Source organism: Paenibacillus validus NBRC 15382 (assembly GCF_004000985.1).
Lineage (GTDB): Bacteria > Bacillota > Bacilli > Paenibacillales > NBRC-103111 > Paenibacillus_G > Paenibacillus_G validus.
Genome location: NZ_BIMH01000003.1, coordinates 173154 through 196730, shown reverse-complemented (window position 1 = coordinate 196730; position 23577 = coordinate 173154). Strand labels below are relative to the sequence as shown.

Here is a 23577-nt window from a genome sequence, read left to right as displayed (position 1 = left end):
TATTAGTCGACTTTCGCCCCATAGGAGCGGGCGAAAGCAATGGCTTGCGCCGTATCCAGCCGAGCGCCCTTGATATCGAAGCTCTTGAAATCAACGCCGTCGAGCACAGCCCCCCGCAGGTCGGCGCCCTGCAGCCTTGCTTTCGCCAAGTGGGCCCGGGTGAGGTCCGCGTCACGCAGGTCCGCTTTATCAAGCTTGGCGTCGTACAGATCGGCTTCGACGAATCGAACGCCGCGAAGCTGCTGTTTGGATAATTGAACGAGTCGTAAGCTCGTATAAGACCAGTCCCCCCGCAGGATGGTAATGCCGTCCAAATTCGCTTCGGTAAAGTCGGAGCCGACCATTTTGCATTCCTGAAATTTGGCGACGAACAGGTTGGCGCTTTGAAACCGGCAGTTGGTAAATGCGCTCCGTTCATGCGTCGAGGCGTTCAAGGCCGCGCCGGAAAAATCGCAATCGATAAATTGGCTGCCGCTCGTGAGCACCTCCTCCATCCGCGTTCCGCGAAACCGGCACTTCGTAAACGTACAGCCGCGCAGTTCGCCTTCCCGCAAATCTTTATGGCTAAAGTCCACCTCGTTGTACGTTTGATCCGTGTATAGATACATGACATCATCTCCTGATCCTTATTGTACAAAGCGAAGCGCACAGAAAGCAATTTCAGAAGGGCAAGAGAAAGGGAGCGGGCAGCTTCTGGGAGCGAAAATTATTGGATAAATGAAGGGCCGGAATGGCTCCCGTTATTTTTCAACGAGGGGCCTAACGTGATATGATGAACAGGCGGAGGTTTCGGCGTCCGCGATTGATAGAGAAAGGCTGGGGAGATCGATTGAATATCGCTTTTTTCTTAGTACCCAAGGATCAGGTCATTTATTTATCCCCTCATTCTACGATGCGGCAAGCGTTGGAACGGATGGAATACCATCGCTACTCGGCCGTTCCGCTAGTCGATGAGCATGGCAAATACGCCGGGACGATCACGGAAGGCGATCTGCTCTGGAAGCTAAAGCGCTCACCTGAAATCGGATTTGACAACGCGCATAAAGTTCAGCTCACCGAGGTGCCGCAGCATATGGCGATCAAACCGGTACGCATCGACCAGCAGATGCAGGATTTGATTACGCTGGCGACCAATCAGAACTATGTGCCGGTCATCGACGATAATGAGGTGTTCATCGGAATTATCCGACGCAGGGAAATCATTGATTATTGTTTCAAGCTGTGGCAGTCGGAACAAAAGGCATAGAAGATGTGGTATAATTAACAAAAGCGCCCGGTGTAAGGGGAGAAGCGGCATGTCGTTTATGGATAAGGATGTCGATTTGGCCAAGCGGGCCAAAATTATCGAATGGCTAAAGACCGAATTGGTCGATCAAATGGCTCATTTGTTAAAGGGGATTTGGGAAGGCAGCCATCATAAAATTATCGACGGATTGGCCAGCCTCGTGGCCTGTAGTTACATTTTGGGGCGCCGGCTCGGCATCTCGATGCGCAGTCTCGACGAAGCGGTGACCGATAAGATGAAGAAGCACCGTGAGGAAGGACATCAGTTGGAAGAATGGTATGGCGATATCTCCGCTTTGGAAGATCATTTGCGTAAGAGGTGAAAGGGTTGGAAGAAACACAAAAGCCGCGAATGCTCGGTTGGAGCATCGTTTATATCGTATTGCTTTTATCGCTTATGGCGCCGTTGCTCAACTTGGTGACGTTCTTTTTCCTGCTGGTGCCGGTCCTCGTGCTGTATGTGCGATTAGGGACGAAGTCGTTCTTGATTCACTATTTGGCCAGTTTGGCGATCGTTTACGTCTTGGTCTCATTTCTGCTAATCGGATGGATCGGAGCGATGCTCGTATCGGTTTCTCTCTTCTTGCTGCCTCCGGTTATTCAGATGGGCAATTTGTATAAAAAGCGTGCTCCCGCTCGTTCCGTATTGAACGCAGGAGCCGTAACGCTGCTGATCGAACTGTTGATCAGCTTGGTCGTCGCGCACCTGTTCGGTTTGAATCCGGTAGGCGCGATGAAACGGTTCATGATCGATTCATTCAACCTGTACTCCCCGCAGATGAAAAGCCTTATGGGGGTCGATATCGATACCATCGTTCATTTATCGGTGCAAATGCTGCCGATGTATATGATCACGTTCTCTCTCTTGTATGCCGTTATCTCGCATGCGGCGACGCGGCGCGTCCTGGTGCGGTTAGGAGAGTCGGTTCCGGCGTTCCGTCCGATCAAAGACTGGAAGCTGCCTAAATCATTCATCTGGATCTACGTCGTGGCCCTTGTGCTTGAACTGTTCACGAAAGATATGGAATCGACGCTGTTTACGGTAGTCTTGAATTTGCTGCCCTTGCTTAGCACGGCATTCGCGATTCAAGCGATTTCTTTTCTGTTTTTCGTTGCGCATATGAATCGTTGGAACAAGACGCTGCCGATTGTCGGAATCGCGCTGTTGCTGTTGTTTCCTCCGTTGTTCTTTTTGTTCAGCCTAATTGGCGTGTTCGATGTAGCGTTTCCTATCCGTGATCGTATAACCCGCAAAGAGTAGAAACGCCTATGAGCCGCGATATGCGTGCATCGGCGTCGCCTTCGGCTGCGGAGAACTCAGCCGTGTGCGATTATTCATGATTGGAGCGAATGAAATGCCGAAGTTCCTGTTGAAACGATGGCACGGTATGCATGTATATTGGCTATTTGCCCTGCTGCTTGTTCTGATTCTCACTATATCTTGCTTTGTTTGGCAGCTTGGGGTGGTTGCCCTGGTTGTATGCGGCGTTCTGGCCTACTACACGTTTCGGGCGGAACGAGCGTTTCGCCAGGATTTAACGCATTACGTGAGCACGCTGTCCCATCGGGTGAAGAAGGCGGGGAGCGATGTCATTCACGAGCTGCCGGTCGGCATCTTGCTGTACAACGAAGAGAAGACGATCGAATGGCATAATCCGTTCGTTGCCAGAATGCTCGGCAAGGATACACTGATCGGGGAGCCGCTGCTGGAGCAATTTCCCGGGCTGAAGAACCGCAAGGAAAAGGAACTGAAGCTGGAGCTGACTCTCGACAAGCATATTTATGAGGTTCAGATCAAGCCGGAGGAGCGGTTGCTTTATTTCACGGACATCACGATTCTTCGTACGCTTCAGCTGCGCAACGAAGAGGATCAGATCGCCATGGGCATCGTCATGATGGATAATCTCGACGAAGCGACACAGGGCCTGGACGACCAGACGCGCAGCATTATGATGGCCAAAGTGACGGGGGAAATTACCGAATGGGCGCAAAAGCATCAGATCTACATCCGCCGTACGGCTTCCGATCGATACTTCCTGGTGGCGGATCATAAAGGGTTAAAAAAGCTCGAACAGTCGCGATTTGAAATATTGGACGAGGTACGGGACATCACCATCGAGAACAAGCTGCCGATGACGCTTAGCATCGGCATCGCGTCGGGAGCGGGGTCGCTCATCGAGCTCGGTTTATGGACGCAAACGAGCCTTGACATGGCGCTTGGCCGCGGCGGCGATCAGGCGGCGGTGAAGGTCGGGGAACGGCTGTCGTTCTACGGCGGACGTACGAATGCGATCGAGAAGCGGACGCGGGTACGGGCAAGGGTGATCTCCCATGCGCTTCGCGATCTGATCAAGGAAAGCGACAACGTGATCATCATGGGCCATAAGATGCCCGATATGGACTCGATCGGGGCGGCGATCGGGGTGCTGAAGATGGCGCACGTCAGCAATAAGGAAGGGTATATCGTGATTGAGGGCGTCAATCCATCTATCCTGAAGCTGATGGAGGCGATCTATGAGGACGAGAAGCTGAACCGCTGGTTTATTACGCCGGAGCAGGCGATTCAGATCACGACTTCGCGGTCGCTCGCGGTTATCGTCGATACGCATCGGGCGACGATGATGTCGGAGCCGAGGGTGCTGCAGTTGACGCAGCGCAAAGTGGTCATCGATCACCATCGCCGGAGCGAGGAGTTCATCCAGGATGCGACGCTCGTCTATATGGAGCCTTACGCATCCTCAACGTGCGAGCTTGTGACCGAGCTGCTGCCTTATTTTGATGAGCGTCTTACGATGGGCGTGTTGGAGGCGACGGCGCTGCTCGCCGGTATCGTGGTGGATACGAAGAGCTTCAGCTTGCGGACGGGCGCACGTACGTTCGAGGCGGCTTCTTACTTGCGGCGGAACGGGGCCGATTCCTCGTTGATCCAACGGCTGTTGAAGGAAGATTTGGATCACTATATTAAGAAGTCCGAAATTATTAAGAATGCGGTGGTCATCTTCGACCATGTTGCGCTTGCCGTCACGGAGCCCGGACGTAAATATTCTCAGTTGATCATTGCCCAAGTTGCTGATACATTGTTAACTATGACGGGAATTATGGCTTCATTTGTTATCAGCGAGCGTCCGGACGGCTTGATCGGCATCAGCGCCCGTTCGCTCGGACAGATGAATGTACAGCTCGTGATGGAACGGATGGGCGGCGGCGGTCATTTGACCAACGCGGCTACGCAATTGGAAGGCACGGTGGCGGAAGCCACACAGCGGTTGAAGCAAATTTTAAATCAGATGCACGCGGAGGAGGGGCTTTTCGAATGAAGGTCATTTTACTGAAAGATGTTAAGGGCCAAGGCAAAAAAGGCGATATCAAAGAAGTTTCCGAGGGCTATGCGACTAATTTTTTATTTAAACAAAATTTGGCGGCGCCGGCCAGCGATTCAGCTGTGAAGGTGCTGGATCAGCAGAAGAAAGCGGAAGAACGTAAAAAGGCGCAGGAGAAGGCCGACGCTCAAGAGCTCGGCCGGAAACTCGGCGAGCTTACCGTGCAATTGAAAGCGAAATCGGGCACGGACGGCCGCTTGTTCGGCGCCGTGTCCAACAAGCAGGTGGCGGAAGGTCTTGAGAAGCTCGGCATCAAAGTAGACAAGCGCAAGATCGTGATGGACGACCCCATCCGTACGCTCGGCGTCACGGAAGTAGTCGTGAAGCTGCACCCGGAAGTAACCGGGAAGCTGAAGGTGCACGTGACCGAAGAGTAAGCGTCGTACCGTAGGGGAAACGGTATGGGGTGTTAGCTGGTTCGGGAGTGTGGTCGATCGTTAGAGAAGCGACGGACGGCCGCCCCCGGCGGCATTTGCGCGTAATGCGAGCCGGTGCAATAGGGCCGGCTCTTTGTCGTTAAGGGGAGAGGAACGCCAGCCCTGGCTCTGGCTAGGGCACCGCTCCTTGCCCCTGGGTAAGCATGGGAAACGGGAGGACACCATCGGATGAACGAGAATCTGTTTATGGATCGCATACCTCCGCAAAATCTGGAAGCCGAGCAGGCGGTGCTCGGCGCGATTTTGCTTGACGGGGACGCGCTTGTAACGGCCATGGAGCGGGTGAGGGACGAAGACTTCTATCGCGGCGCGCACCAGCTCATCTATGAAGCGATGATCGAGATTGCCGAGGCGAACGAGCCGGTTGACCTGGTCACGCTGACGGCCCGGCTGCAGGATAAGCAGCAGCTGGAAGAAGTGGGCGGAATCACTTATTTGTCGGAGCTCGCCAATGCGGTGCCGACGGCGGCTAACGTAGATTATTACGCGCAGATCGTCGAAGAGAAGTCGATGCTTCGCCGTTTGATTCGCGCTGCGACGCAGATTGTCTCGAACGGTTACGCGGGACAAGATGAAGTCGGCATGCTGCTCAGCGACGCCGAAGCGCGTATCATGGAAATTTCCCAGGCCCGTTCGGGTTCGGGTTTCATTGCTATCAAAGACGTGCTGATGGAAGTGTTCGATAAGGTTGAAACGTTGTTCAATCAGAAGGGCAGTACGACCGGGGTCAAATCGGGGTTCGTCGACCTGGATAAGATGACGTCCGGCTTCCAACGCTCCGACTTGATTATCGTAGCAGCCCGTCCTTCTGTAGGTAAGACGGCGTTCGCGCTCAATATTGCGCAAAATATCGGCGTCCGCGAGAAAGAGACCGTCGCCATCTTCAGTCTCGAGATGGGGGCGGCCCAGCTCGTACAGCGGATGATTTGCGCCGAGGCGAACGTGGACGCCGGCCGGCTGCGGACAGGCTTCCTGGAGCCGGAAGATTGGGAGAAGCTGACGATGGCGATCGGCTCACTATCCGAGGCGAATATCTACATCGACGATTCGCCGTCGGTGACGGTGGCCGACATTCGGGCCAAATGCAGACGGCTCAAGAAGGAGAAAGGGCTCGGCATGATCCTGATCGACTACTTGCAGCTGATCCATGGCCGAGGCAAGGGCGACAACCGGCAGCAGGAAGTTTCGGAAATTTCGCGTACGCTGAAGCAAATTGCGCGTGAGCTGAACGTGCCGGTTATCGCGCTCTCGCAGCTTAGCCGGGGCGTGGAACAGCGGCAGGACAAGCGTCCGATGATGTCGGACTTGCGGGAATCCGGTTCGATCGAGCAGGATGCCGATATCGTCGCGTTCTTGTACCGGGACGATTACTACGACAAAGAGTCGGAGAAGAAGAACATCATCGAGATCATTATCGCCAAGCAGCGGAACGGCCCGGTCGGGACGGTCGAGCTGGCGTTCCTGAAAAACTTCAACAAGTTCGTCAACCTGGACCGTTCGCATCAAGAACCGGCGGTGGCGTATTAATGCGCGCCTTTCGTCGTATGCTTGCGGGAGTAAAGGCGAACGATGCGTATTGGCCTCGGCGACAGCCGGGGCTTTTTTGCCGTCCGCGGCGCTATTCGGCGTCCACTGGGGTTCAAAGGCCCAAGCCGTAAACCGGCATGATGCGGTCTGAAGCCGAATAGGAGCAGGCAGGAGTATGAACTGTTGGCTGCTTGGTGAACATTTTCCGAACGTTGTATTCCGAGTATACGAAATCGTTCGTTTTTATTGACTTTGGTTTAGTGTACTGCTAAACTAGTCATGGTGTCATGCGCCTTCAGGGCAAATCATAGGTGGTTTCCACCTCACGGGGGTAGTGCGAATGTCAACGGTAGTGGTTGTCGGAACCCAATGGGGAGACGAAGGAAAAGGAAAAATTACCGATTTTCTGGCAGAATCTGCAGAGGTCGTAGCTCGTTACCAAGGCGGTAACAACGCGGGGCATACGATTATTATTAACGATAAGAAATATAAGTTGACGATGATTCCGTCGGGTATTTTTTATCAAGATAAAGTTTGCGTAATCGGCAATGGCATGGTGATTAACCCGGGCGCGCTGCTCGAGGAAATTCAATATATTCATGATAATGGGTTCTCAACGAAAAACTTGCGCCTCAGCGATCGTGCGCATGTGATTATGCCCTACCACCTGCTGCTTGACGGTCTGGAAGAAGAGCGCAAGGGCGATAATAAAATTGGAACGACCCGTAAAGGGATCGGCCCATGTTATATGGATAAAGCGGCGCGGAACGGCATCCGGATCGCGGATCTGCTCGATGCGGAGGAATTCGAACGCAAGGTTCGCCTTCTCGTTGCGGAGAAAAATGTATTGATCGAACAAGTTTACGGCTCCAAAGGCCTCGATGCCGATTCGATCGTCCAGGAGTATCTCGGCTACGCCGAGAAGCTGCGTCCGTACGTCACGGACACCTCCGTCGTGCTGAACGATTTGATCGACGCCGACAAGAAGGTGCTGTTCGAGGGCGCCCAAGGCGTTATGCTCGACATCGACCAAGGCACATATCCGTTCGTGACTTCGTCCAATCCGTCGGCAGGCGGCGTATGTATCGGTTCCGGTGTCGGTCCGACCAAGATTCATCAAGTTATCGGCGTGGCGAAATCGTACACGACTCGCGTCGGCGACGGTCCTTTCCCGACAGAGCTGAACAACGAGATCGGCGACTGGATTCGCGAGAAGGGCCATGAATACGGCACGGTAACCGGCCGTCCGCGTCGCGTCGGCTGGTTCGACAGCGTCGTCGTGCGTCATGCGCGCCGGGTGAGCGGCATCACCGGCTTGTCCTTGAACTCGCTGGATGTGCTGGCTGGACTTGAAACGGTGAAAATTTGTACGGCGTACAAATACCGCGGCGAGGTAATCGAGCATTACCCGGCCAGTCTGAAGATGCTGGCGGAATGCGAAGCGGTATACGAAGAGCTGCCGGGCTGGAACGAAGACTTGTCCGCCGTACGCAGCTTGGATGAACTGCCGACGAATGCGCGCCGTTACATCGAGCGTGTTTCCGAGCTGACCGGCATCCCGATCGCGATCTTCTCTGTAGGCCGCAACCGGGAGCAAACGAACCTGGTTACCCCGATTTATTAAGTCGAAGAAGGAACGGGCGAATAGCGGCCCGTTCCTTTGTTTTTTATCTCGATCTATTCGGTTGTCGCCTCGATTTCCGCCCCACGACCAGAGGATGTTATCTTTCTTAGAAAAACAGGAGAGGTTCAACAGCTCAGTTTCTGTACGCAATCCGGTTGGTTTCCCAGAAAAAGGTCAATACTAGAGCTTAGAGACCTGCTATGGCGCGAATGGGAGTGAGCTGAATTGAAAGGGTTAAAGTGGTTGATGAAATTGGCGGTTACGGCTGCGGTGACCTCCATATGCTGTGTGGCATTAACGTTTATGGCCGTAAACACGTATGTCGATCTGGTGCTGGAGCAGCTGCACATCCAGCGTCCGGCGACGGCGAAGATAGGGTGGGGGTCGTTCTTCAACCGGTTCACGACAACCGTGGGGTTCGGCGCGGGCGGCGGAACGAACGCGATGGCTGTGGATGAGCCCAAGGATGCGGCCGTATCGGCGAACGTGAACCCGGATTCGACGGAAACGGGCTCGAAGGAGAACCAATCCGGTTTACCTAGCGCCGGCAAAGCGGAACGGACCGATCCTTACCGGGTACCGGAGGATGCGGTTGCGGTTTGGGGACAGCAATCGGTCAAGGAGCTGGAGGGCGTGTCCGGAGACGAATCTGGCGCTGCGGAAGACCGGAAAGTCGTCGTGTCGAGCGAGGAGTTCACGAAGAAGAAGGAGCAGCTGTCGGAGGCGGATAAGGCCAAAGTATTCTCGCTGCTTGTTTCGCGCATTCCTCAGCAGGACATGCAGACGATTTCGCAGCTCATGGAGGACGGCTTGACCGCAGCCGAAATCAAGGAGCTGGAACAGCTGCTGCAAAAGCATTTGAAACCCGAGGAATACCGCGATTTGCTGGCCCTCATACAGACGCCCTGACCGCTTCTTGAAAAGCGTCAGGGCGTTTTTCTTCGTTATGCCGTTCTTACAGGATTCCACCGAAGCGGCTGATGGTATCTTCGGCCTGTCTTCGTCGTGACGATTCGACAAGGAGCTGCAAGAGCCCCTCGTCTTGCCCGCCGGAGAGGCCGGATTGAAAGGAGTCTCCGGCCCATTCCGGGTACGCATGATCGCTCCCGGCACCGTTCGGGCACATCATAAGATGGATGACGCCTTGCTTGCGAAGCGCGTCCGCCGCTTGCTCCATCTCGCTCCGGCTGCGGAACGCCGCTGTTAAAGTTTCCATCGCTTACCTTCACACTCCTGCCATGATTCCCTCTTGAAAATTGACATAGTATGCAGTTTTGTTGAAAAAGGTAGAGTCCTTGTGGTAAATTTATTAGTGTTGTTAATATGGATATGGTTATTGTTCCAATTTTAGGTGTTTTTATGTGCAGGTCGTAAGCAAACCTAAGTTGAAGCGGTGCGGTTTGAAGTTCACGCGCCGATTGTCAACTAGAGAGTCCCGAGAACAGTATTTGTTCAGAGATACCAGGGTATAGGTTCTCTTAAAGGGAGTACGGCGCTTTCCGGCTCTTCAGGGCAAAGAAAGCGACGATGGTTCGAATGCGGCAAAAAACGGCTTAAAAGGAGAAAAAGATGACAGTTTTCAAGGGAAAGGATCGGTTCAAGAACCTTTTGGACAAGCTTCGGACAAAGGGCTCCGGGAGTCGGTCAAGCAGCTTGACTGAGGACTCTAGGACGAAACCAATGGATCACGACGCCAAGCAAACGCACGTTACGATAAAAGAACGCATCCGTCTACATAAATGGTTGGTCGTCAAGTCGGCCGCTGCTTTCGGATTCATGATCGCGGTGGTCTGGAGCGGACATCAGTACGTACAAGCCAGTGTGGTTGATTACTATGAAGTATATGCGAACGGGGATTCGGTCGGGGCTGTCTCCGATCCGGCCAAGGTCGAACAATTCAAGCAAGCGAAGCGAGATCAGTTGACGAAGATGACATCGGATGTCAGAGTTGTCGTCAACGAGCCTAGGATTGAATTAAAGCGTGAAAAGGCTTTCAACAAACAGCCCGACGATCAGGCGGCGCTGGATCGATTGAATCCCTATTTCACGGCGTATCCAGTCGGCGTACAGCTGTTGGTGGACGGCAAGCCGATGGGGGTGTTGAAGGACGAAGCGGCGGCCAAGCAGCTGCTGGAACAGTTGAAAGCGAACGCCGTCAGCGCGCTTAGCCAGAAGAAAGAGTCCGGCAAAGTCGGCATACTATCGGCTGATGCGAAACAGGCTCCGGTGCAAACGGAGCTGCTGAAGGCCGATTTCGTGCAGCAGGTGGACCTGAAGGAGATCAAGATCGATCCGGATGAGCTAACCCCTCCCGACGAGCTTCGGAAGAAGCTGGAAACCGGCGACGTGCAGCCGACGAAATATACGGTGGAGGAAGGCGACTGCGTCTCCTGCATTGCGAAGAAGCTGAATATTCCGAAGCAGGTTATTTATCAGAATAACCCTACGATTTCGAACGATATGATCAAGGTAGGCCAGCAGCTCGACCTGACGGTGCTGCAGCCGACGCTGGCCGTGCGTACGGTGGAGAAAGTCGTTGAAAATCAAGAGATTCAGTACGAAACGGAATATGTGCAGGACGATAGTATGAAGCTCGGTATAACCGAGACGATAGCTGCCGGCAGGAACGGGATGAAGAAAGTAACCGTGCAGCTCACCAAGGTGAACGGCATGCTGGAAGAGGAAGAGGTTCTTAGCGAGGATATTGTACAAAATCCGGTCAAAGCGGTCGTTAGACGGGGAACGAAAGTCATTAAAGGCGAGGGTACGGGCAAGTTTGCCTGGCCGGTCGTTTCCGCTTCAATCACGAGCACATTCGGTACCCGGTGGGGCGCTTTCCACAAAGGAATCGATATTACGGGAAATAAGAACATTCTGGCGGCGGATAACGGCAAAGTCGTGGCGGCCGGCACGAAGAGCGATTACGGCAATTATATTATTATCGATCATTTGAACGGATACCGTACCTTGTATGGCCATATGAGCAAATTGTTAGTCACCAAGGGCGCGATTGTCGAGAAGGGCGAAAAAATCGGCATTATGGGCAGTACGGGAGATTCGACCGGGGTCCATTTGCATTTTGAAATTCAGAAGAATGAATCGCCGCAAAATCCGCTGAAGTTTTTGAACCGTTAGTGGGGGAAAGTTGCGACTAGACAGAAATCGGGGGCATGGAAGGTGCAGGAAATACTGCGCCTCCATGTCTCTTTTTGCTTAGAGTTATGCTAAAATAGGTAGAATAGATACCTAGCTCAACAAGATCGCATGAGACAGGCGGTGAAGGATTCGATGGCGAAAATACTGGTGGTTGACGACGAGCAGCCGATTGCCGATATTTTGAAGTTTAACCTGGAAAAGGAAGGTCATGAGGTAATTCTCGCTTATGACGGAGGCACCGCGGTGGAATTGGCCTATTCGGAGGAACCGGACTTGATTCTGCTTGACTTGATGCTGCCGGTGAAGGATGGCATGGACGTATGCCGCGATGTGCGGGCGAAGCTGAACACGCCGATCATTATGCTGACAGCCAAAGACAACGAAATCGATAAAGTGCTCGGTCTGGAGCTCGGAGCCGACGACTATGTGACGAAGCCGTTCGGCACGCGCGAGCTGTTGGCCCGGGTGAAGGCGCATCTGCGTAGACAGCAGAAGGCGGCGATGGTTAGCGCCAATGCCCCTGAGGAGGCGGTCCGTCAAGGGCTGCGTATCCAAAGCTTGTTTATCGATACCGACATGTATGTCGTTTATAAAGATGAAGTGCCGCTCGACCTGACCCACCGGGAATTCGAGCTCGTGCAGTACTTGGCCCGCAACAGCGGCAAAGTGATGACGCGCGAGCATTTGCTGCAAGCGGTCTGGGGGTTCGAATACTTCGGCGACGTACGAACGGTCGATGTTACGATTCGTCGGCTGCGGGAGAAGCTGGAGGATGACCCGAGCCGGCCGGAATATATCATCACCCGCCGGGGGCTCGGTTATATGATGCGGAACTCGAAGTCCGGCGCAGGCGGGTATTAAACGTGGACGGACGGTGCTGCGGCCGATGAAGAGCATCCGTTTTTTTCAATCCATTCAGGCGAAGCTGATTATTATCTACGTGCTGTTGATCCTGATTGCGATGCAGCTGATCGGGGTTTATTTTATCCAGACGCTGGAAGGGTCGCTGAAGAAGGATTTTATCGATAACCGTAACGCGCAGGCGCTGCTGCTGGCTCAATATGCCGAAGGGTATTTGTTGGAGAGTCAGAATCAGGAGGCCGGCAAGGCAAGCGACAGGGAACCGAAGCGAACGTATGCGGACTTGAATCAGGTGGTGAACAGCTTGTTCGCGAGCGGACAAGCGGAGATTCAAGTGATCGATGCGAATGGCGTGGTGCTGACGACGTCACACGAAGACAACCAATCCGTCGTGGGGAGTAAAAACACGCAAACGGAAGTGACGCGGGCGCTGCAGGGCATTAAGGACAACCAGCGCATGTTTACGGATCTTGACGGCGCGCGTAAGCTGGTCATTGCAAAGCCGATCGGTTCGGGCGCCAAAATCTATGGCGCGGTTTACATTATCGCCTCGATGGAAGAGGTTTATAACACGATGAACCGGATTACCCGGTTTTTCATCTCCGGGACGTTAATCGCGCTCGGGTTGACGGCGGTGCTCGGCGTCATCCTGTCGGCCACGATCACGAATCCGATCAAGGCGCTGACGAAGCAAGCAACCGCGGTGGCGGACGGGCGATTCGACGAGAAGGTGCGCATTATGGGGCAGGACGAGCTCGGACAGCTCGGACAGACGTTTAACTTCATGATGGAGCGGCTGCAAGAAGCTCTTACGATGAACGAGGAAGAGAAGGAGAAGCTGGCGTCGATCTTATCCAACATGAACGACGGTTTGGTCGCTTCCGACGACCAAGGCCGTGTGATCGTCATTAATCGGCGCGCGAAGCAGATCTTGAAGGTCAATGAAGACACGACGCTAGGGATGCCGCTGGCCGAGCTGCTCGGCATTACGCCGGACATCGTGCGCCAGTTGGAGGCGAGCGAGGATCATTCAACGACGCTGCAGTTCGTTCACGAGGAGGAGGATCCGCTCTTCGTACGCGTGACCTACACAACGCTCCACAGCAAGGGACGCGGTGCAGCCGGTACGATCGCCGTGCTGCAGGACGTGACGGGGCAGGAGAAGCTGGAGCAAATCCGCCGCGAATTCGTAGCCAACGTCTCGCATGAGCTGCGGACGCCGCTGACGACGATTAAAAGCTACCTGGAAGCGCTCGAGGACGGGGCGCTTGATGAGCCGCAGCTGGCGGGCAAGTTCGTCAATGTGGCGCACAACGAGACCGAGCGCATGATCCGGCTTGTTAACGATCTGCTGCAGCTGTCCAGACTTGATTCCAGGCAGGTCATGATTACGAAGGAGCTGACCGACGTGACGGACATGCTGGAAGAAGTGGCCGATCGCTTCTCGTTTCAGCTGGAGCAGCGCAATATTGCGATTACGATTCAGGTGGAGCCGGACGTTCGCAGCATTATGCTCGATCGGGACAGAATCGAACAAGTGCTCGACAATCTCATCTCCAATTCGATCAAGTATACCCCGGAGGGCGGACACATTCATATTCATGCCGGCTGTCCGGAGCGGGAGCGTCTCGAGGTGTCGGTGTCGGACGACGGTATCGGCATTCCGCGTAAGGATTTGAACCGGATTTTCGAACGGTTTTATCGGGTGGACAAGGCCCGTTCGCGTGCGATGGGCGGGACGGGACTCGGTCTATCGATTGCCCGGGAAATAGTAAAAGCGCACGGCGGCGCGATTCAGCTTGATTCTGAGCTCGGTCAAGGGACCAAAGTGACCTTCACACTCCCTTACCTGCAAGAGGAGGCAGCCGGATGATGGAGAAATTGAAGACAGCGGCTCTGACGCTGCTCGTCATGCTAAGCTTGCTGCAAAGCTATCTGCTCGCCTACAGTTACCCGCAGCCGGAACAGCCGGTCATTCAGGAAGAATATGTGAAGACAGAGATGCTTGGCACGCAGGTGTCGCTCGATGAGATGCTGTTCCCCGATCATATCGTCGTTCATCTCGGCAACCAGCAGCATACGGTATTTTATCCGCAAACCGAGCCGTATACCGAAATTTTCGATACGGTCAAGCAGCGCAATTTAGAGGGCTTCCGCAAAAACAACCTCAGCGCGCTCGGCATGAATTGGGACGATGTTGCGGCCAAGCGGCCCGGTGTGGAGATCCGGTTTCGCGACGGACTGCCGCTGAATGTGCTGCAGCGCATCATGCAAATCAAGGGCGATTTGCCGCCGGATAACGATGTGATCACGCGGATTTGGATTTTCGCCCAGAATGAGAACGAAGTACGTACGATACTGTTTACGGATACGACGAATTTGATATACGAGGCGACCAAGGCCGATTTTACGACGAAAGATATTGAGGAGCGTTTCCTGGGTGCGGTCGGTACCGCCATTCCGTACAAGCCGTTCAACGGCAGCCTTTATTTGCCGCAAAAGCCGATCCCGATGACGGCTTATACGATGCCCTACACGCAGCTTACGGTCGATCAGTTAAAACGGACGTTCTTCGTCGACCCGGCGGTAACGCGAAACTTGATGGAGCGGGACGGCTCGGAAATTTATACCGATTCCAAGCGGGGGCTGCAGTTAAAGAGCGAACAGCACTGGATGACCTACTCCGACCCGGTGGCGCCGTCTACGGACAACAAAATCGACTTCCTCGGCAACCTGCTGGCCGCCGTCCAGTTCATTAACCAGCACGGCGGATGGAATGGTACGTATGGCGTACAGAAGGTGCCGGAGCGTTTGCTGCCGGGCAGTCAATCGTACCTGTTCCGTCAATATTACGGGGCGTACCCGTTGATTAATCCGCGGAACGAGAATTTCGGGTTTATCAAGATTACGCTGCAAAAGGATATTGTCTCCGGCTACGAGCGTTCGACCCTTACGCCGGAGACGCGCAGCGTGACCCGGCGGGAGCTGGAGCTGGTTGGCGGCGAGGCGCTCGATGCCAAGCTGGATCAATATACGAAGAAGTCGCAGATCGTCGCCTTGTTCCCGGCTTATCGGCCTGTAATTACGGACAAGTCGCTCGAATTGATGCCGGTGTGGGCGATGGAGCTGTACGACGGCACGTATGAGTTTCTGGAGTAGCGGACGATGACGCTAAGGAGAGGGGGGAAGGCGGATGGATTGGGGCCGGGCCAAGACGATACTGATTTTATCCTTTTTGCTGCTGAATGTGATTCTGGCGGTTCAGCTTGGCACGAGCCGATCCGATCTGCTGGAACTTGGGGGAAATCCGGAAGCGCAGGCGGCAGAGGAGCTGCAGCGGCTGTTGAAGCTGAACAATATTCAAGTGCCCGCAGACATTCCGAAGGAAGTGCCGAAGCTGCGGGAGATTGTGGCGCGGTTCGACGAGCATTATACGCCGGATCAGCCGATTCCGCTGGCGTCGCCGTTCAAGTTCGACCCGCTGATCAACAAGGGCACGTTCAAGGATATGCTGGCCAAAACCGGCATCGCGTACACGGAGTCGTACCAGTTCGACCCGGCTATGAGCCGAGGCGGTACATACGTCTTCCATCAGCTGTACGGTACGCTGCCGATGTTCGAGGTGCAGCTCGAGCTGTATGAGAAGAACGGCATTGTCAACGCGTACCGCCAAGGGTTCGTGGAAGTGCAGGCGGAGGGAAGTCAGAAGGAGCAGAATGTCATCTCGCCGTATATTGCGCTGCGGAGCCTCATTGAGAATCATCTGCAGCCGGGGGCGGTCATTACGGGCGTACGGCTCGGGTACCACGGCCAAGTGTATAACTCGCAGACCTTGTATATGGTGCCGACGTGGCGGGTGTCGCTGAGCAATGGCGATTTGTATTTCATTCATGCGATTAACGGTGCGGTGGAGCCGCCGCAGAATAAAAAATCATAAGCTTGAAACGTTGGCAAACATGGGTTAGGAGCAGGGAAATGGGAATACGGTTTACGGTTCTGGGGAGCGGTTCGACGGGCAATGCGACGGTTGTCGCGACGGAAGAAGGCAAGGTGCTGATCGATGCCGGCTTGAGCGCCAAGAAGATCGATCAGCTCATGAAGGAGCGGGACATGTCGCTGTCGGAGATCGACGCTATTCTGGTCACGCATGAGCATGCGGATCATATTAAGGGTCTGGGCGCTGTGGCGCGGAAATATAATTTGCCTGTATATGCAAATGAGAAGACATGGTCTGAGCTTGACCGCCATATCGGCGAAATCGCGGAGGCGAACCGGTGCGTGATGCAAACCGGCGAGGTGCGCGAATTCGGCTCGCTGCAGGTGGAATCGTACGGCATCTCGCATGATGCGGCCGAGCCGGTCGGGTATTGCTTTTATCACGAGGAAGAGAAATTGAGCGTGGCCACCGACCTTGGCTACATGAGCTCGAAGGTGAAGGAGAAAATTCAAGACAGCGACGTGCTCGTGCTGGAATCGAATCACGACATCGAGATGCTGCGGATGGGCCGATATCCGTGGAATATTAAGCGGCGCATCCTCAGCGACGTCGGGCACTTGTCGAACGAAGCGGCTGGCCATGCGCTGCTGGATGTGATGACAGAGCGGACGAAACGGGTCTACTTGGCCCATTTAAGCCGTGATCACAATCTGATGGATTTGGCCAGGCTGACTGTGAATAACATAGTAGAGGACCGACTGGCGCCGGATGACCACCGTCCCAAGCTGATGGATACGTACCACGACCGTGCGACGGCGTGGGATCGGCTGGGCGAGGAATAGATGCTTCTGGACGCCAGCGGTTATGGCGGACCTTGCGGTCAGGTGAGGGGGGGGGAGCTATTCGGCGCCGGGAAGGCCGGCCGCATCCTGCTTCTCGAGGGCATGGGCCTTGTCGGTCAGTTCCTGCAAGGTTAAGAGTCCCTTCTCTTGAAGCAGCTCCATTAGGGCGCTTAGCAGCAGCGTGCTGCGGTATTGATGGTCTTGAAGGTCGGCCAGCTTGCCGATCCACGCGATTTCGTCGAGATGGGAATGAATACGGTTCGTTGTCATTGGAATCATCCTTCCTGAGCAGGAATGGTTATGATTCTATTCTAGTCTCGTTCGGGCGAAACTATTCCTAGTATTTCCGTTTTTCAGAGTGCTAGATTATCGGGTACACTTTAGAAGTAACCATCAGGAAGGGCCGCACAGCAGGTCACTGGCGGACCAAGGGGGCAGCGACGGTGAGTTTATTTGATGACGATTTTTATTCCACGAAAATGTCCCGCAGGGAAGCGTGGCGTTTGCCAAGAAGCGGTCCGTTCGGACTTCCGGTGTGGATGCTCCCGGCTGCCGGCGGCGCCTTTGTGACGCTGGCTATCGTCCTGGCGTTCTACGCCGGAGAAGCGCAGCCGCAGGCTGAAGCAGTCGCCGCTATGGCCGTGACGCCACCCGGCGGGGCGGTGAGGCCGGAAATGGCCGGCGAGCGTCAGGCGAGCGATATGGTGGTCGGCGCTGCGGCGAAAGTGTGGCCGGCCGTCGTAAGCATTCTGGGCTCCGCTGCGGAAGGCGAGCAGGGAGCGGACGCTGCAGTTCCGGGCCGGGGGCCGATGGGGCTCGGTTCGGGCGTCATTTTCGCTCGGGCGGGCGATAAGGTGCGGGTTGTTACGAACAATCATGTTGTCGACGGGTTTACGCAGCTCGATGTCATTACGTTGACGGGTGAGAAGCGCAAGGCGACCTTGGTCGGCCGCGACCAAATTACCGATCTCGCTGTGCTCGAAATGGAAGGCAACGGGATTAAGGAAATCGCGGAGTTCGGCGATTCGGACGCCCTGCAGCCGGGGGAGACGGCGATTGCCGTCGGTAACCCGCTTGGGCTTGGCTACGCGCCGACCGTGACAAAGGGCATTATCAGCTGGCCGAAGCGTACGATCCCGGTTTCGCTAGGTCGGGAAGGCGAGTTCGACTGGGAGATGGACGTGATTCAAACGGATGCGGCCATTAACCACGGAAACAGCGGGGGCGCGCTCGTCAATCTCGACGGCAAGGTGGTCGGCATCAACACGTTGAAGGTAGCGGACATGGGCGTGGAAGGGCTCGGCTTCGCCATCCCGATTAATGAAGCCAAGTCGATTATCGAAACGCTCATTAAGGAGCATCGGATCAAGCGGCCATATATTGGCGTCGTGACGCAGGATTTGCAGGCATTCAAGGGGACGGAAGAGCTGAAGCTGCCCAAGGACGTGAAGCAGGGCGTACTCGTCATCGATGTGACCGGACCGGCGAAGAGTGCGGGGCTGAAGAGCAGCGATGTTATCGTCGAGCTCGACGGCAAGCCGGTTGACAGCACGCTGTCGCTGCGCAAATACATTTATAGCGCGAAGAAGGTCGGCGAGAAGCTGTCGATCACGTATTACCGCAGCGGCAAGAAGTACACGGTATCGGTGACGTTGGAGGAGCTGAAGGAGCGCTAAGGACGACTTGGGCAGCTGATCCCTCTGCCTTGGGAGGGTTCCTCCTTCGTGCGGGACGTAGAGGGAAGCAGGGAGCGGGGTGACATTTTCGCCGGAGTCCGGCGTTCGTCTGTTGTGAGTTGGGCCCGATTGGGGTAAACTAGTAATACAGTTTCAATACGGGTGCGGGGATGATTGTGGCGGCGCTCGTATGATTAGGGAAGAGAAAAAGGGGTTTCGTGGATGCATGTGGTTTGTAAGGAACACTTAGAGCTTGCGATCGATATGTTCGTGGATGAGTATGAGGATGCGCCGGATATCGTGGACTTGGAACAAGTGAAGTTCAGCGAATGGCAGGCGCCGGAGCACTGCGAACGATGCTCCGGTCCGGGGCGGTTCTTAGTCGTATAGGGAAGTTACGGGGAGAGGGTCGGAAGGTCGACCTTCTTTTTTGTTGCACGTGGAACTTTTTGGGGGCTGTTGGGATGCAGGGTGCATGGGAAGACGGGAAGCGGGAATGAAGGTGCATGCGGTGATGGGTAGGAAGAAGAGCGTGGGAAGAGCAGGAGGGTCCGGGAAGAGCAGAGGAGATTAGGATGAGTAGGGAAGCTGGGGCAGCAGTTATAGTGAGGGAACTGGAAGTTGGTGAGGCGGGAGCGGGAAAGGGAGAAAAGCGGGAAAACGAGGGAAAGTAGGAGACCGGGGGACCAGGGGACCAGGAGACCAGGAGACCAGGAGACCAGGAGACTAGGGGGCCAGGAAAAACCAGGCTAACCAGGTATACCAGGTAAACTGGGCAACCTAGGAAATCAGCGATAACAAGATTAGAAAACCCGAGGAAGCTAGAAGTATAGTAAACGTGAAAGCGGTGGATTAGGCGGATGAACATCCAGATTGTGGCCGTAGGCAAGTTAAAGGAAGCGTACTTGGTGCAGGGCATTGCGGAATATGTGAAGCGGCTCGGGCCTTACGCGAAGATGCACCTGGTGGAGGTGCCCGACGAGAAGGCACCGGAATCGATGAGCGCCGCCGAAGAGGCGCAGGTCAAGCATCGCGAAGGCGAGCGATTGCTCGCGCAATTGCGCAGCGATGCGTTCGTCGTGGCGCTAGCCATCGACGGACGTGCGCTGTCGAGCGAGGAGCTCTCGCGGCAGCTGCAGGATCTGGCCACGTACGGGCGCAGCCACGTGGCGTTCGTGATCGGGGGCTCGCTGGGCTTAGCCCCCGAGGTGTTGGCGCGCGCCGACCTGAAGCTGTCGTTCGGGCGCATGACCTTGCCCCACCAGCTGATGCGGCTCGTGCTGGTGGAGCAAGTGTATCGCGCGTTTAAGATCGCGCGCGGTGAACCGTACCACAAGTGATGGTAAAGGAACGGTTTGAATTGACGATACCGTATAAAATGACTGTCGGCAAAGAAACAGATGTACACATAAGGGACTTAAATCGTTAAGTGTGAGTGATTTTAAAATGATAAAGACGATAGTTCATCCATATGTTACAATTAAAAGTGTATAGCACTAATCATTTCGTTGCATGGGAACGAGCCTCATGATACATTGGTATAAAATGTATTGATTAGGGGGACATTGTTAATGCGGCTGCAAGATGAACTAGTAATGCAAGTGCCGAGCGGAGCGTTAAAGCAGATAGTAAAAAATGAGGGGCTTGAAAGCGAAGTAAAATTAAGCTCCAATGAGGAAATGGCTGAGATTATTGCCAGTAAAATTCCAGAGGTTGGTAGAAGGTTAGCTTCTGAGTTTAAGTTTGCAGGCGCGACCGCCGTAAACGTTCACATGATGATTAACGGAATTTCGGCCGACTGGCACAACAAGGAGTATTTTAAAGACCATCTTGTAAAAAAATATACTGGTGCCATTTTTGCTGGTGGATTACGGCCTGAATTAACTCATGAACCAAAGTTGATTAGAGCACATGAACTTGCAGATCGAATGGTGCTTGCTTTCTCATACTTAGGCACTCCACGACGATATTTGGAAAACTATGAAATTGTATTTAGAAGTCCTCAAGTGTTGGACTACGTGGTCATACATTTCTCGCCCTTTGCTTTAGAAGTACGTGCAAATCAATCACAAAATGATCTTTTTAAAACAGCTGTCCTAGAGATCATGGATATTAAAGAAGAAGTAGTATGGGACAAGCTTACAAAATTGAACGACGAACAAGCAAGGCAATTAGCACTGGCATTAGGCGCTCGGTTACGTGCTGCCAAGCATAAAATGACCGAAGGGGTTTATGCCACAAAAGAAGTTACAGCGAACACTCAGGTTGAGGATTTGGAAAGTCAGGAACAGTATCAGTTAGAGTTTTCTAATCAACCGATGAAAAAAAAAACATTCGTGTTCAAGTTTCCATACTCTTTTGGTTATGAAGAAGAAAGCATATCATACGTCATCACAGGTGAAGGACTATGGTTTCGCTCAAATGTGGGCGAGGAAGCTATAAGACATGTTTTTGAACACATTTTGCAGATAAAATTTCCTAAGGACGAATCCGAAGAAGATCAAGAATTCGTTGAAGGAGCATAGAATGATTATAAGTAAATAAGGGAAAGGTGGTGGAGAGCATGGACGAATTTGAATTGGAGGGCATCCTTGAAAAATCTTTAGAGGAAATGGCTGTTCAAGACAAAAAGTTTTTCTCTCCTCACTTTGTTTGCACATACACGGGAATAGCTGATTTAAAGGCTGTCTCTGAGTATTTATTTACAGAGGCCGCAAAGACAAAGAGAAAAAAAATTTATGTTTATTATGAGGTCGAATGTCCCGAGGGCGATAGTGATTTTTCAGTAGACACTCCAGAAAAATTGCCGATTATAGAACGGAGATGTCATATATGTGGAATTGACTATATTCCGAATCCTGAAAGAATATGGGTAGGTTTTAATTTTACATCTGAGTACTTACAATTCGTAAAAAAAAAGAAGTTAACAGTACTCCCGAGCACGTGAGACCCATTGATAATAGCAGTTATTCTGGTTCAACATCATTATATGACTTGAACAAGGTTGGCTTAGGTATACAACAGCAAATATTTATTTTGAAGGAAGGAAGTTGTGCCACCGTGTATAACAGTTCAAACAATATGAGTGGTAATACTTTTAATGGAGATATTAATGGAAATATTGGACAAGGTGGTCGAGATGTAGTTCAAACATCTAATGTAACAAGCGGCGTAACTGAAGAAACGCTCGTGAAATCACAAGCTTTGATGGCTGATTTAGTTAAGTTTATTGATGGTCTTCCTGAGGCTCAAGAGAAAAAGGATGCACAGAATGATGTTACTCAATTGCAAGAAGCAATTAAAAATAAAAATTTTGACAGAGCTAAGAAGACATGGGGAATGTTTGGAGATGTGGTAAGAACCTCATCTTCTGGACTTGCAATAGCTAAGCTATTTGGATGGTTGTAAATTTGAAATAATAGGCATAAATAAGAAACAGGCTCACTCATTGAGCCTGTTTCTTATTTATACGGAAGTGTATTGAAAATTTCAGCAAGTATATTTCTGCTCATGCGTATTTGGCTTACTTCCTTGCCTTTCAAAATAGCCAGCACTTCATGTAAAGCGGCTTCCTTTTCCTCGGCAACAGGTAGTATAAAAGGTTCATCAAACTCAAAAAGCAATTTGGGCTCAACATCTAATGCAACAGCAATTTTGCCGATGTTCTCTAATGATAGATTACGTTCCCCTCGCTCGACACCACCTATATATGAAAAATGAAAGCCACACATTTCCCCAAGTTGGTCTTGCGACAATCCTTTCGACTTGCGGTAATCTCTAATCCTTGAACCTACAAGTTTCAGAATATCCTGCATTGGCATACACCTCTATGATTGAGTGTAGACAACAGCAGGCATTGCAGTAAGAAGTAGTATAGTATCAAAATCTTTAATACTATTAGTATCACAATCGTGTATAATTTTGGATAGCCACAATTTGTCGAAAAAGGAGAGCCACATATGCAAGGAAATCGTACAAGTCAGGGACAAAGAACTACATCACCCGTTAGGAGTAGTGTTCCGCAGCAGAAGCCACCAGTACAAGCGGCAGCTAAACCAACAGCAGGTAAAGAAGCAAGCACATCGGGAACAAAAAGTAGTGGTTCAAATACAACCAAGCCACAGGGGAACAAATTCTTGCAAGGCTGCTTAGGTTGTTTTGGGATTCTGGTTGTATTAGCGATTGTCGCTTTCTTTGTATTTGCATTGATAGGTGATGACGAGTCGGGGCTAAGCAATCAAACGGTAAACGCACCTTCCCAAACAAACAAAGCCACTCAAACAACAGGAGTAGACGGGCAGGTACGGTCTGCCATTACAACGGCAATAGGTGCAAAGACTAATACAGGGGTTGCAAGGATAATTGATTTACAGGTTAACGATCATGCCGGTACGCAAAAAGATGGGGATAAGATTGTAATTACAAGGCTACAAGCAAACGACAATCTTAGCAATAATATGATTAAGGGCGGAATGCAATTAGAATCAATAAAGGTATTCAAAGAACTTTTCAAAGTAGCTGATGTTGAAGAAGTGGCGATTACGTGGGAGTTTCCTATGACAGATAAATACGGAAATACTTCATCCAGTCCCGTAATGAAAATAAAATTGAACAGGGCAACAGCAACTAAAATAAACTGGGATAGCTTTGATAAGAAAAATTTCGAAAGCGTAGCGAACTCATATTGGGAGCATCCTTCTATTCGTAGTAATTAAAATCTTCGGTTTACATCATCATCATTGGACTGTAAACTATAAGTATAAACTTCCAAACCTTTCAAACTTCCAAGCCTTTTTCCCTTGCGGAATGGGCTTTTTTTATTTTCAAAATGAGAGGAAGCGAAGCAAAGCAAA

General features: G+C 52.6%; 25 protein-coding genes. 21 read left to right on the top strand and 4 right to left on the bottom strand.

Annotated features, from left to right (window positions below; genetic code table 11):
• Positions 1 to 2: 2 nt before the first annotated feature.
• Positions 3 to 608: a pentapeptide repeat-containing protein gene (locus tag PVA01S_RS03915; protein WP_127605330.1), complete on the bottom strand. Its 606-nt coding sequence runs from the start codon at positions 606 to 608 to the stop codon at positions 3 to 5.
• Positions 609 to 829: 221 nt separating this feature from the next.
• On the opposite strand from PVA01S_RS03915, the gene PVA01S_RS03910 reads away from it, so the two are divergent.
• From PVA01S_RS03910 to PVA01S_RS03875, 8 genes are all read left to right on the top strand, one after another.
• Entirely contained in the window at positions 830 to 1246 is a 417-nt protein-coding gene (locus PVA01S_RS03910) for a CBS domain-containing protein (RefSeq protein ID WP_127605406.1), read from the top strand.
• A 58-nt stretch (positions 1247 to 1304) separates the two neighbouring features.
• Complete coding sequence (locus PVA01S_RS03905) at positions 1305 to 1607, top strand: MazG-like family protein (protein ID WP_127605404.1); 303 nt, start codon at positions 1305 to 1307, stop codon at positions 1605 to 1607.
• A 5-nt stretch (positions 1608 to 1612) separates the two neighbouring features.
• The gene (locus PVA01S_RS03900; RefSeq protein ID WP_127605328.1) at positions 1613 to 2545 is read left to right on the top strand and encodes a DUF2232 domain-containing protein; all 933 of its coding nucleotides are present in this window, start codon (positions 1613 to 1615) and stop codon (positions 2543 to 2545) included.
• A 94-nt stretch (positions 2546 to 2639) separates the two neighbouring features.
• Positions 2640 to 4601: a DHH family phosphoesterase gene (locus PVA01S_RS03895; RefSeq protein WP_127605402.1), complete on the top strand. Its 1962-nt coding sequence runs from the start codon at positions 2640 to 2642 to the stop codon at positions 4599 to 4601.
• Positions 4598 to 5041: a 50S ribosomal protein L9 gene (rplI, locus tag PVA01S_RS03890; protein ID WP_127605326.1), complete on the top strand. Its 444-nt coding sequence runs from the start codon at positions 4598 to 4600 to the stop codon at positions 5039 to 5041. Before PVA01S_RS03895 ends, rplI begins: the two co-directional genes overlap by 4 nt.
• A 228-nt stretch (positions 5042 to 5269) precedes the next feature.
• Positions 5270 to 6628 carry a replicative DNA helicase gene (gene dnaB, locus PVA01S_RS03885; protein ID WP_054796114.1) on the top strand — a complete coding sequence of 453 codons (1359 nt, stop codon included), beginning with the start codon at positions 5270 to 5272 and terminating at the stop codon, positions 6626 to 6628.
• 340 nt (positions 6629 to 6968) lie between these two features.
• Positions 6969 to 8252, top strand: a complete 1284-nt coding sequence (locus PVA01S_RS03880; RefSeq protein ID WP_127605324.1) for an adenylosuccinate synthase — start codon at positions 6969 to 6971, stop codon at positions 8250 to 8252.
• Between the two features lie 225 nt (positions 8253 to 8477).
• Positions 8478 to 9161, top strand: coding sequence for a hypothetical protein (locus tag PVA01S_RS03875; protein WP_127605322.1), 684 nt, complete (start codon positions 8478 to 8480; stop codon positions 9159 to 9161).
• A 46-nt stretch (positions 9162 to 9207) separates the two neighbouring features.
• On the opposite strand, the gene PVA01S_RS03870 is transcribed toward PVA01S_RS03875, so the two are convergent.
• The gene (locus PVA01S_RS03870) at positions 9208 to 9468 is read right to left on the bottom strand and encodes a hypothetical protein (protein ID WP_054796116.1); all 261 of its coding nucleotides are present in this window, start codon (positions 9466 to 9468) and stop codon (positions 9208 to 9210) included.
• A gap of 464 nt (positions 9469 to 9932) precedes the next feature.
• Here PVA01S_RS03870 and PVA01S_RS03865 point away from each other — a divergent pair, with 464 nt between their 5' ends.
• From PVA01S_RS03865 to PVA01S_RS03840, 6 genes are all read left to right on the top strand, one after another.
• On the top strand, positions 9933 to 11387 hold the full coding sequence (locus PVA01S_RS03865) for a peptidoglycan DD-metalloendopeptidase family protein (protein WP_236595737.1): 1455 nt from the start codon (positions 9933 to 9935) through the stop codon (positions 11385 to 11387).
• 153 nt (positions 11388 to 11540) lie between these two features.
• A complete protein-coding gene (gene yycF, locus PVA01S_RS03860; RefSeq protein ID WP_054796117.1) occupies positions 11541 to 12269 on the top strand; it encodes a response regulator YycF in 729 nt (242 codons plus the stop codon).
• A 25-nt stretch (positions 12270 to 12294) separates the two neighbouring features.
• Positions 12295 to 14142: a cell wall metabolism sensor histidine kinase WalK gene (gene walK / locus PVA01S_RS03855; protein ID WP_127605318.1), complete on the top strand. Its 1848-nt coding sequence runs from the start codon at positions 12295 to 12297 to the stop codon at positions 14140 to 14142.
• Entirely contained in the window at positions 14139 to 15428 is a 1290-nt protein-coding gene (locus tag PVA01S_RS03850; RefSeq protein WP_127605316.1) for a YycH family regulatory protein, read from the top strand. The genes walK and PVA01S_RS03850 overlap by 4 nt, the downstream gene beginning before the upstream one ends.
• Positions 15429 to 15462: 34 nt before the next feature.
• A complete protein-coding gene (gene yycI / locus PVA01S_RS03845) occupies positions 15463 to 16206 on the top strand; it encodes a two-component system regulatory protein YycI (protein WP_127605314.1) in 744 nt (247 codons plus the stop codon).
• Between the two features lie 38 nt (positions 16207 to 16244).
• A complete protein-coding gene (locus tag PVA01S_RS03840) occupies positions 16245 to 17048 on the top strand; it encodes an MBL fold metallo-hydrolase (protein ID WP_127605312.1) in 804 nt (267 codons plus the stop codon).
• A 57-nt stretch (positions 17049 to 17105) separates the two neighbouring features.
• On the opposite strand, the gene PVA01S_RS03835 is transcribed toward PVA01S_RS03840, so the two are convergent.
• The gene (locus PVA01S_RS03835) at positions 17106 to 17318 is read right to left on the bottom strand and encodes a hypothetical protein (RefSeq protein WP_127605310.1); all 213 of its coding nucleotides are present in this window, start codon (positions 17316 to 17318) and stop codon (positions 17106 to 17108) included.
• A gap of 173 nt (positions 17319 to 17491) precedes the next feature.
• Between PVA01S_RS03835 and PVA01S_RS03830 the strand changes: the two genes are divergently transcribed.
• The 6 genes from PVA01S_RS03830 (at position 17492) to PVA01S_RS03805 (ending at position 22132) form a co-directional block, all read left to right on the top strand.
• The gene (locus PVA01S_RS03830) at positions 17492 to 18724 is read left to right on the top strand and encodes a S1C family serine protease (protein WP_244932889.1); all 1233 of its coding nucleotides are present in this window, start codon (positions 17492 to 17494) and stop codon (positions 18722 to 18724) included.
• 222 nt (positions 18725 to 18946) lie between these two features.
• Positions 18947 to 19114 (top strand): CxxH/CxxC protein, encoded by a 168-nt coding sequence (locus PVA01S_RS03825; protein WP_127605308.1) that lies wholly within the window; start codon positions 18947 to 18949, stop codon positions 19112 to 19114.
• A 470-nt stretch (positions 19115 to 19584) separates the two neighbouring features.
• Entirely contained in the window at positions 19585 to 20064 is a 480-nt protein-coding gene (rlmH, locus tag PVA01S_RS03820; protein ID WP_054796120.1) for a 23S rRNA (pseudouridine(1915)-N(3))-methyltransferase RlmH, read from the top strand.
• A gap of 231 nt (positions 20065 to 20295) precedes the next feature.
• Entirely contained in the window at positions 20296 to 21249 is a 954-nt protein-coding gene (locus PVA01S_RS03815) for a hypothetical protein (RefSeq protein WP_127605306.1), read from the top strand.
• Positions 21250 to 21287: 38 nt separating this feature from the next.
• Positions 21288 to 21671, top strand: a complete 384-nt coding sequence (locus PVA01S_RS03810) for a hypothetical protein (protein ID WP_127605304.1) — start codon at positions 21288 to 21290, stop codon at positions 21669 to 21671.
• On the top strand, positions 21668 to 22132 hold the full coding sequence (locus PVA01S_RS03805) for a hypothetical protein (protein ID WP_127605302.1): 465 nt from the start codon (positions 21668 to 21670) through the stop codon (positions 22130 to 22132). Before PVA01S_RS03810 ends, PVA01S_RS03805 begins: the two co-directional genes overlap by 4 nt.
• A gap of 53 nt (positions 22133 to 22185) precedes the next feature.
• Here the strand turns inward: PVA01S_RS03805 and PVA01S_RS03800 are convergent, their stop codons facing one another.
• Positions 22186 to 22539 carry a helix-turn-helix domain-containing protein gene (locus PVA01S_RS03800; protein WP_127605300.1) on the bottom strand — a complete coding sequence of 118 codons (354 nt, stop codon included), beginning with the start codon at positions 22537 to 22539 and terminating at the stop codon, positions 22186 to 22188.
• A gap of 144 nt (positions 22540 to 22683) precedes the next feature.
• Between PVA01S_RS03800 and PVA01S_RS03795 the strand changes: the two genes are divergently transcribed.
• Positions 22684 to 23439: a hypothetical protein gene (locus tag PVA01S_RS03795; RefSeq protein WP_127605298.1), complete on the top strand. Its 756-nt coding sequence runs from the start codon at positions 22684 to 22686 to the stop codon at positions 23437 to 23439.
• The last annotated feature ends 138 nt before the right edge of the window (positions 23440 to 23577 follow it).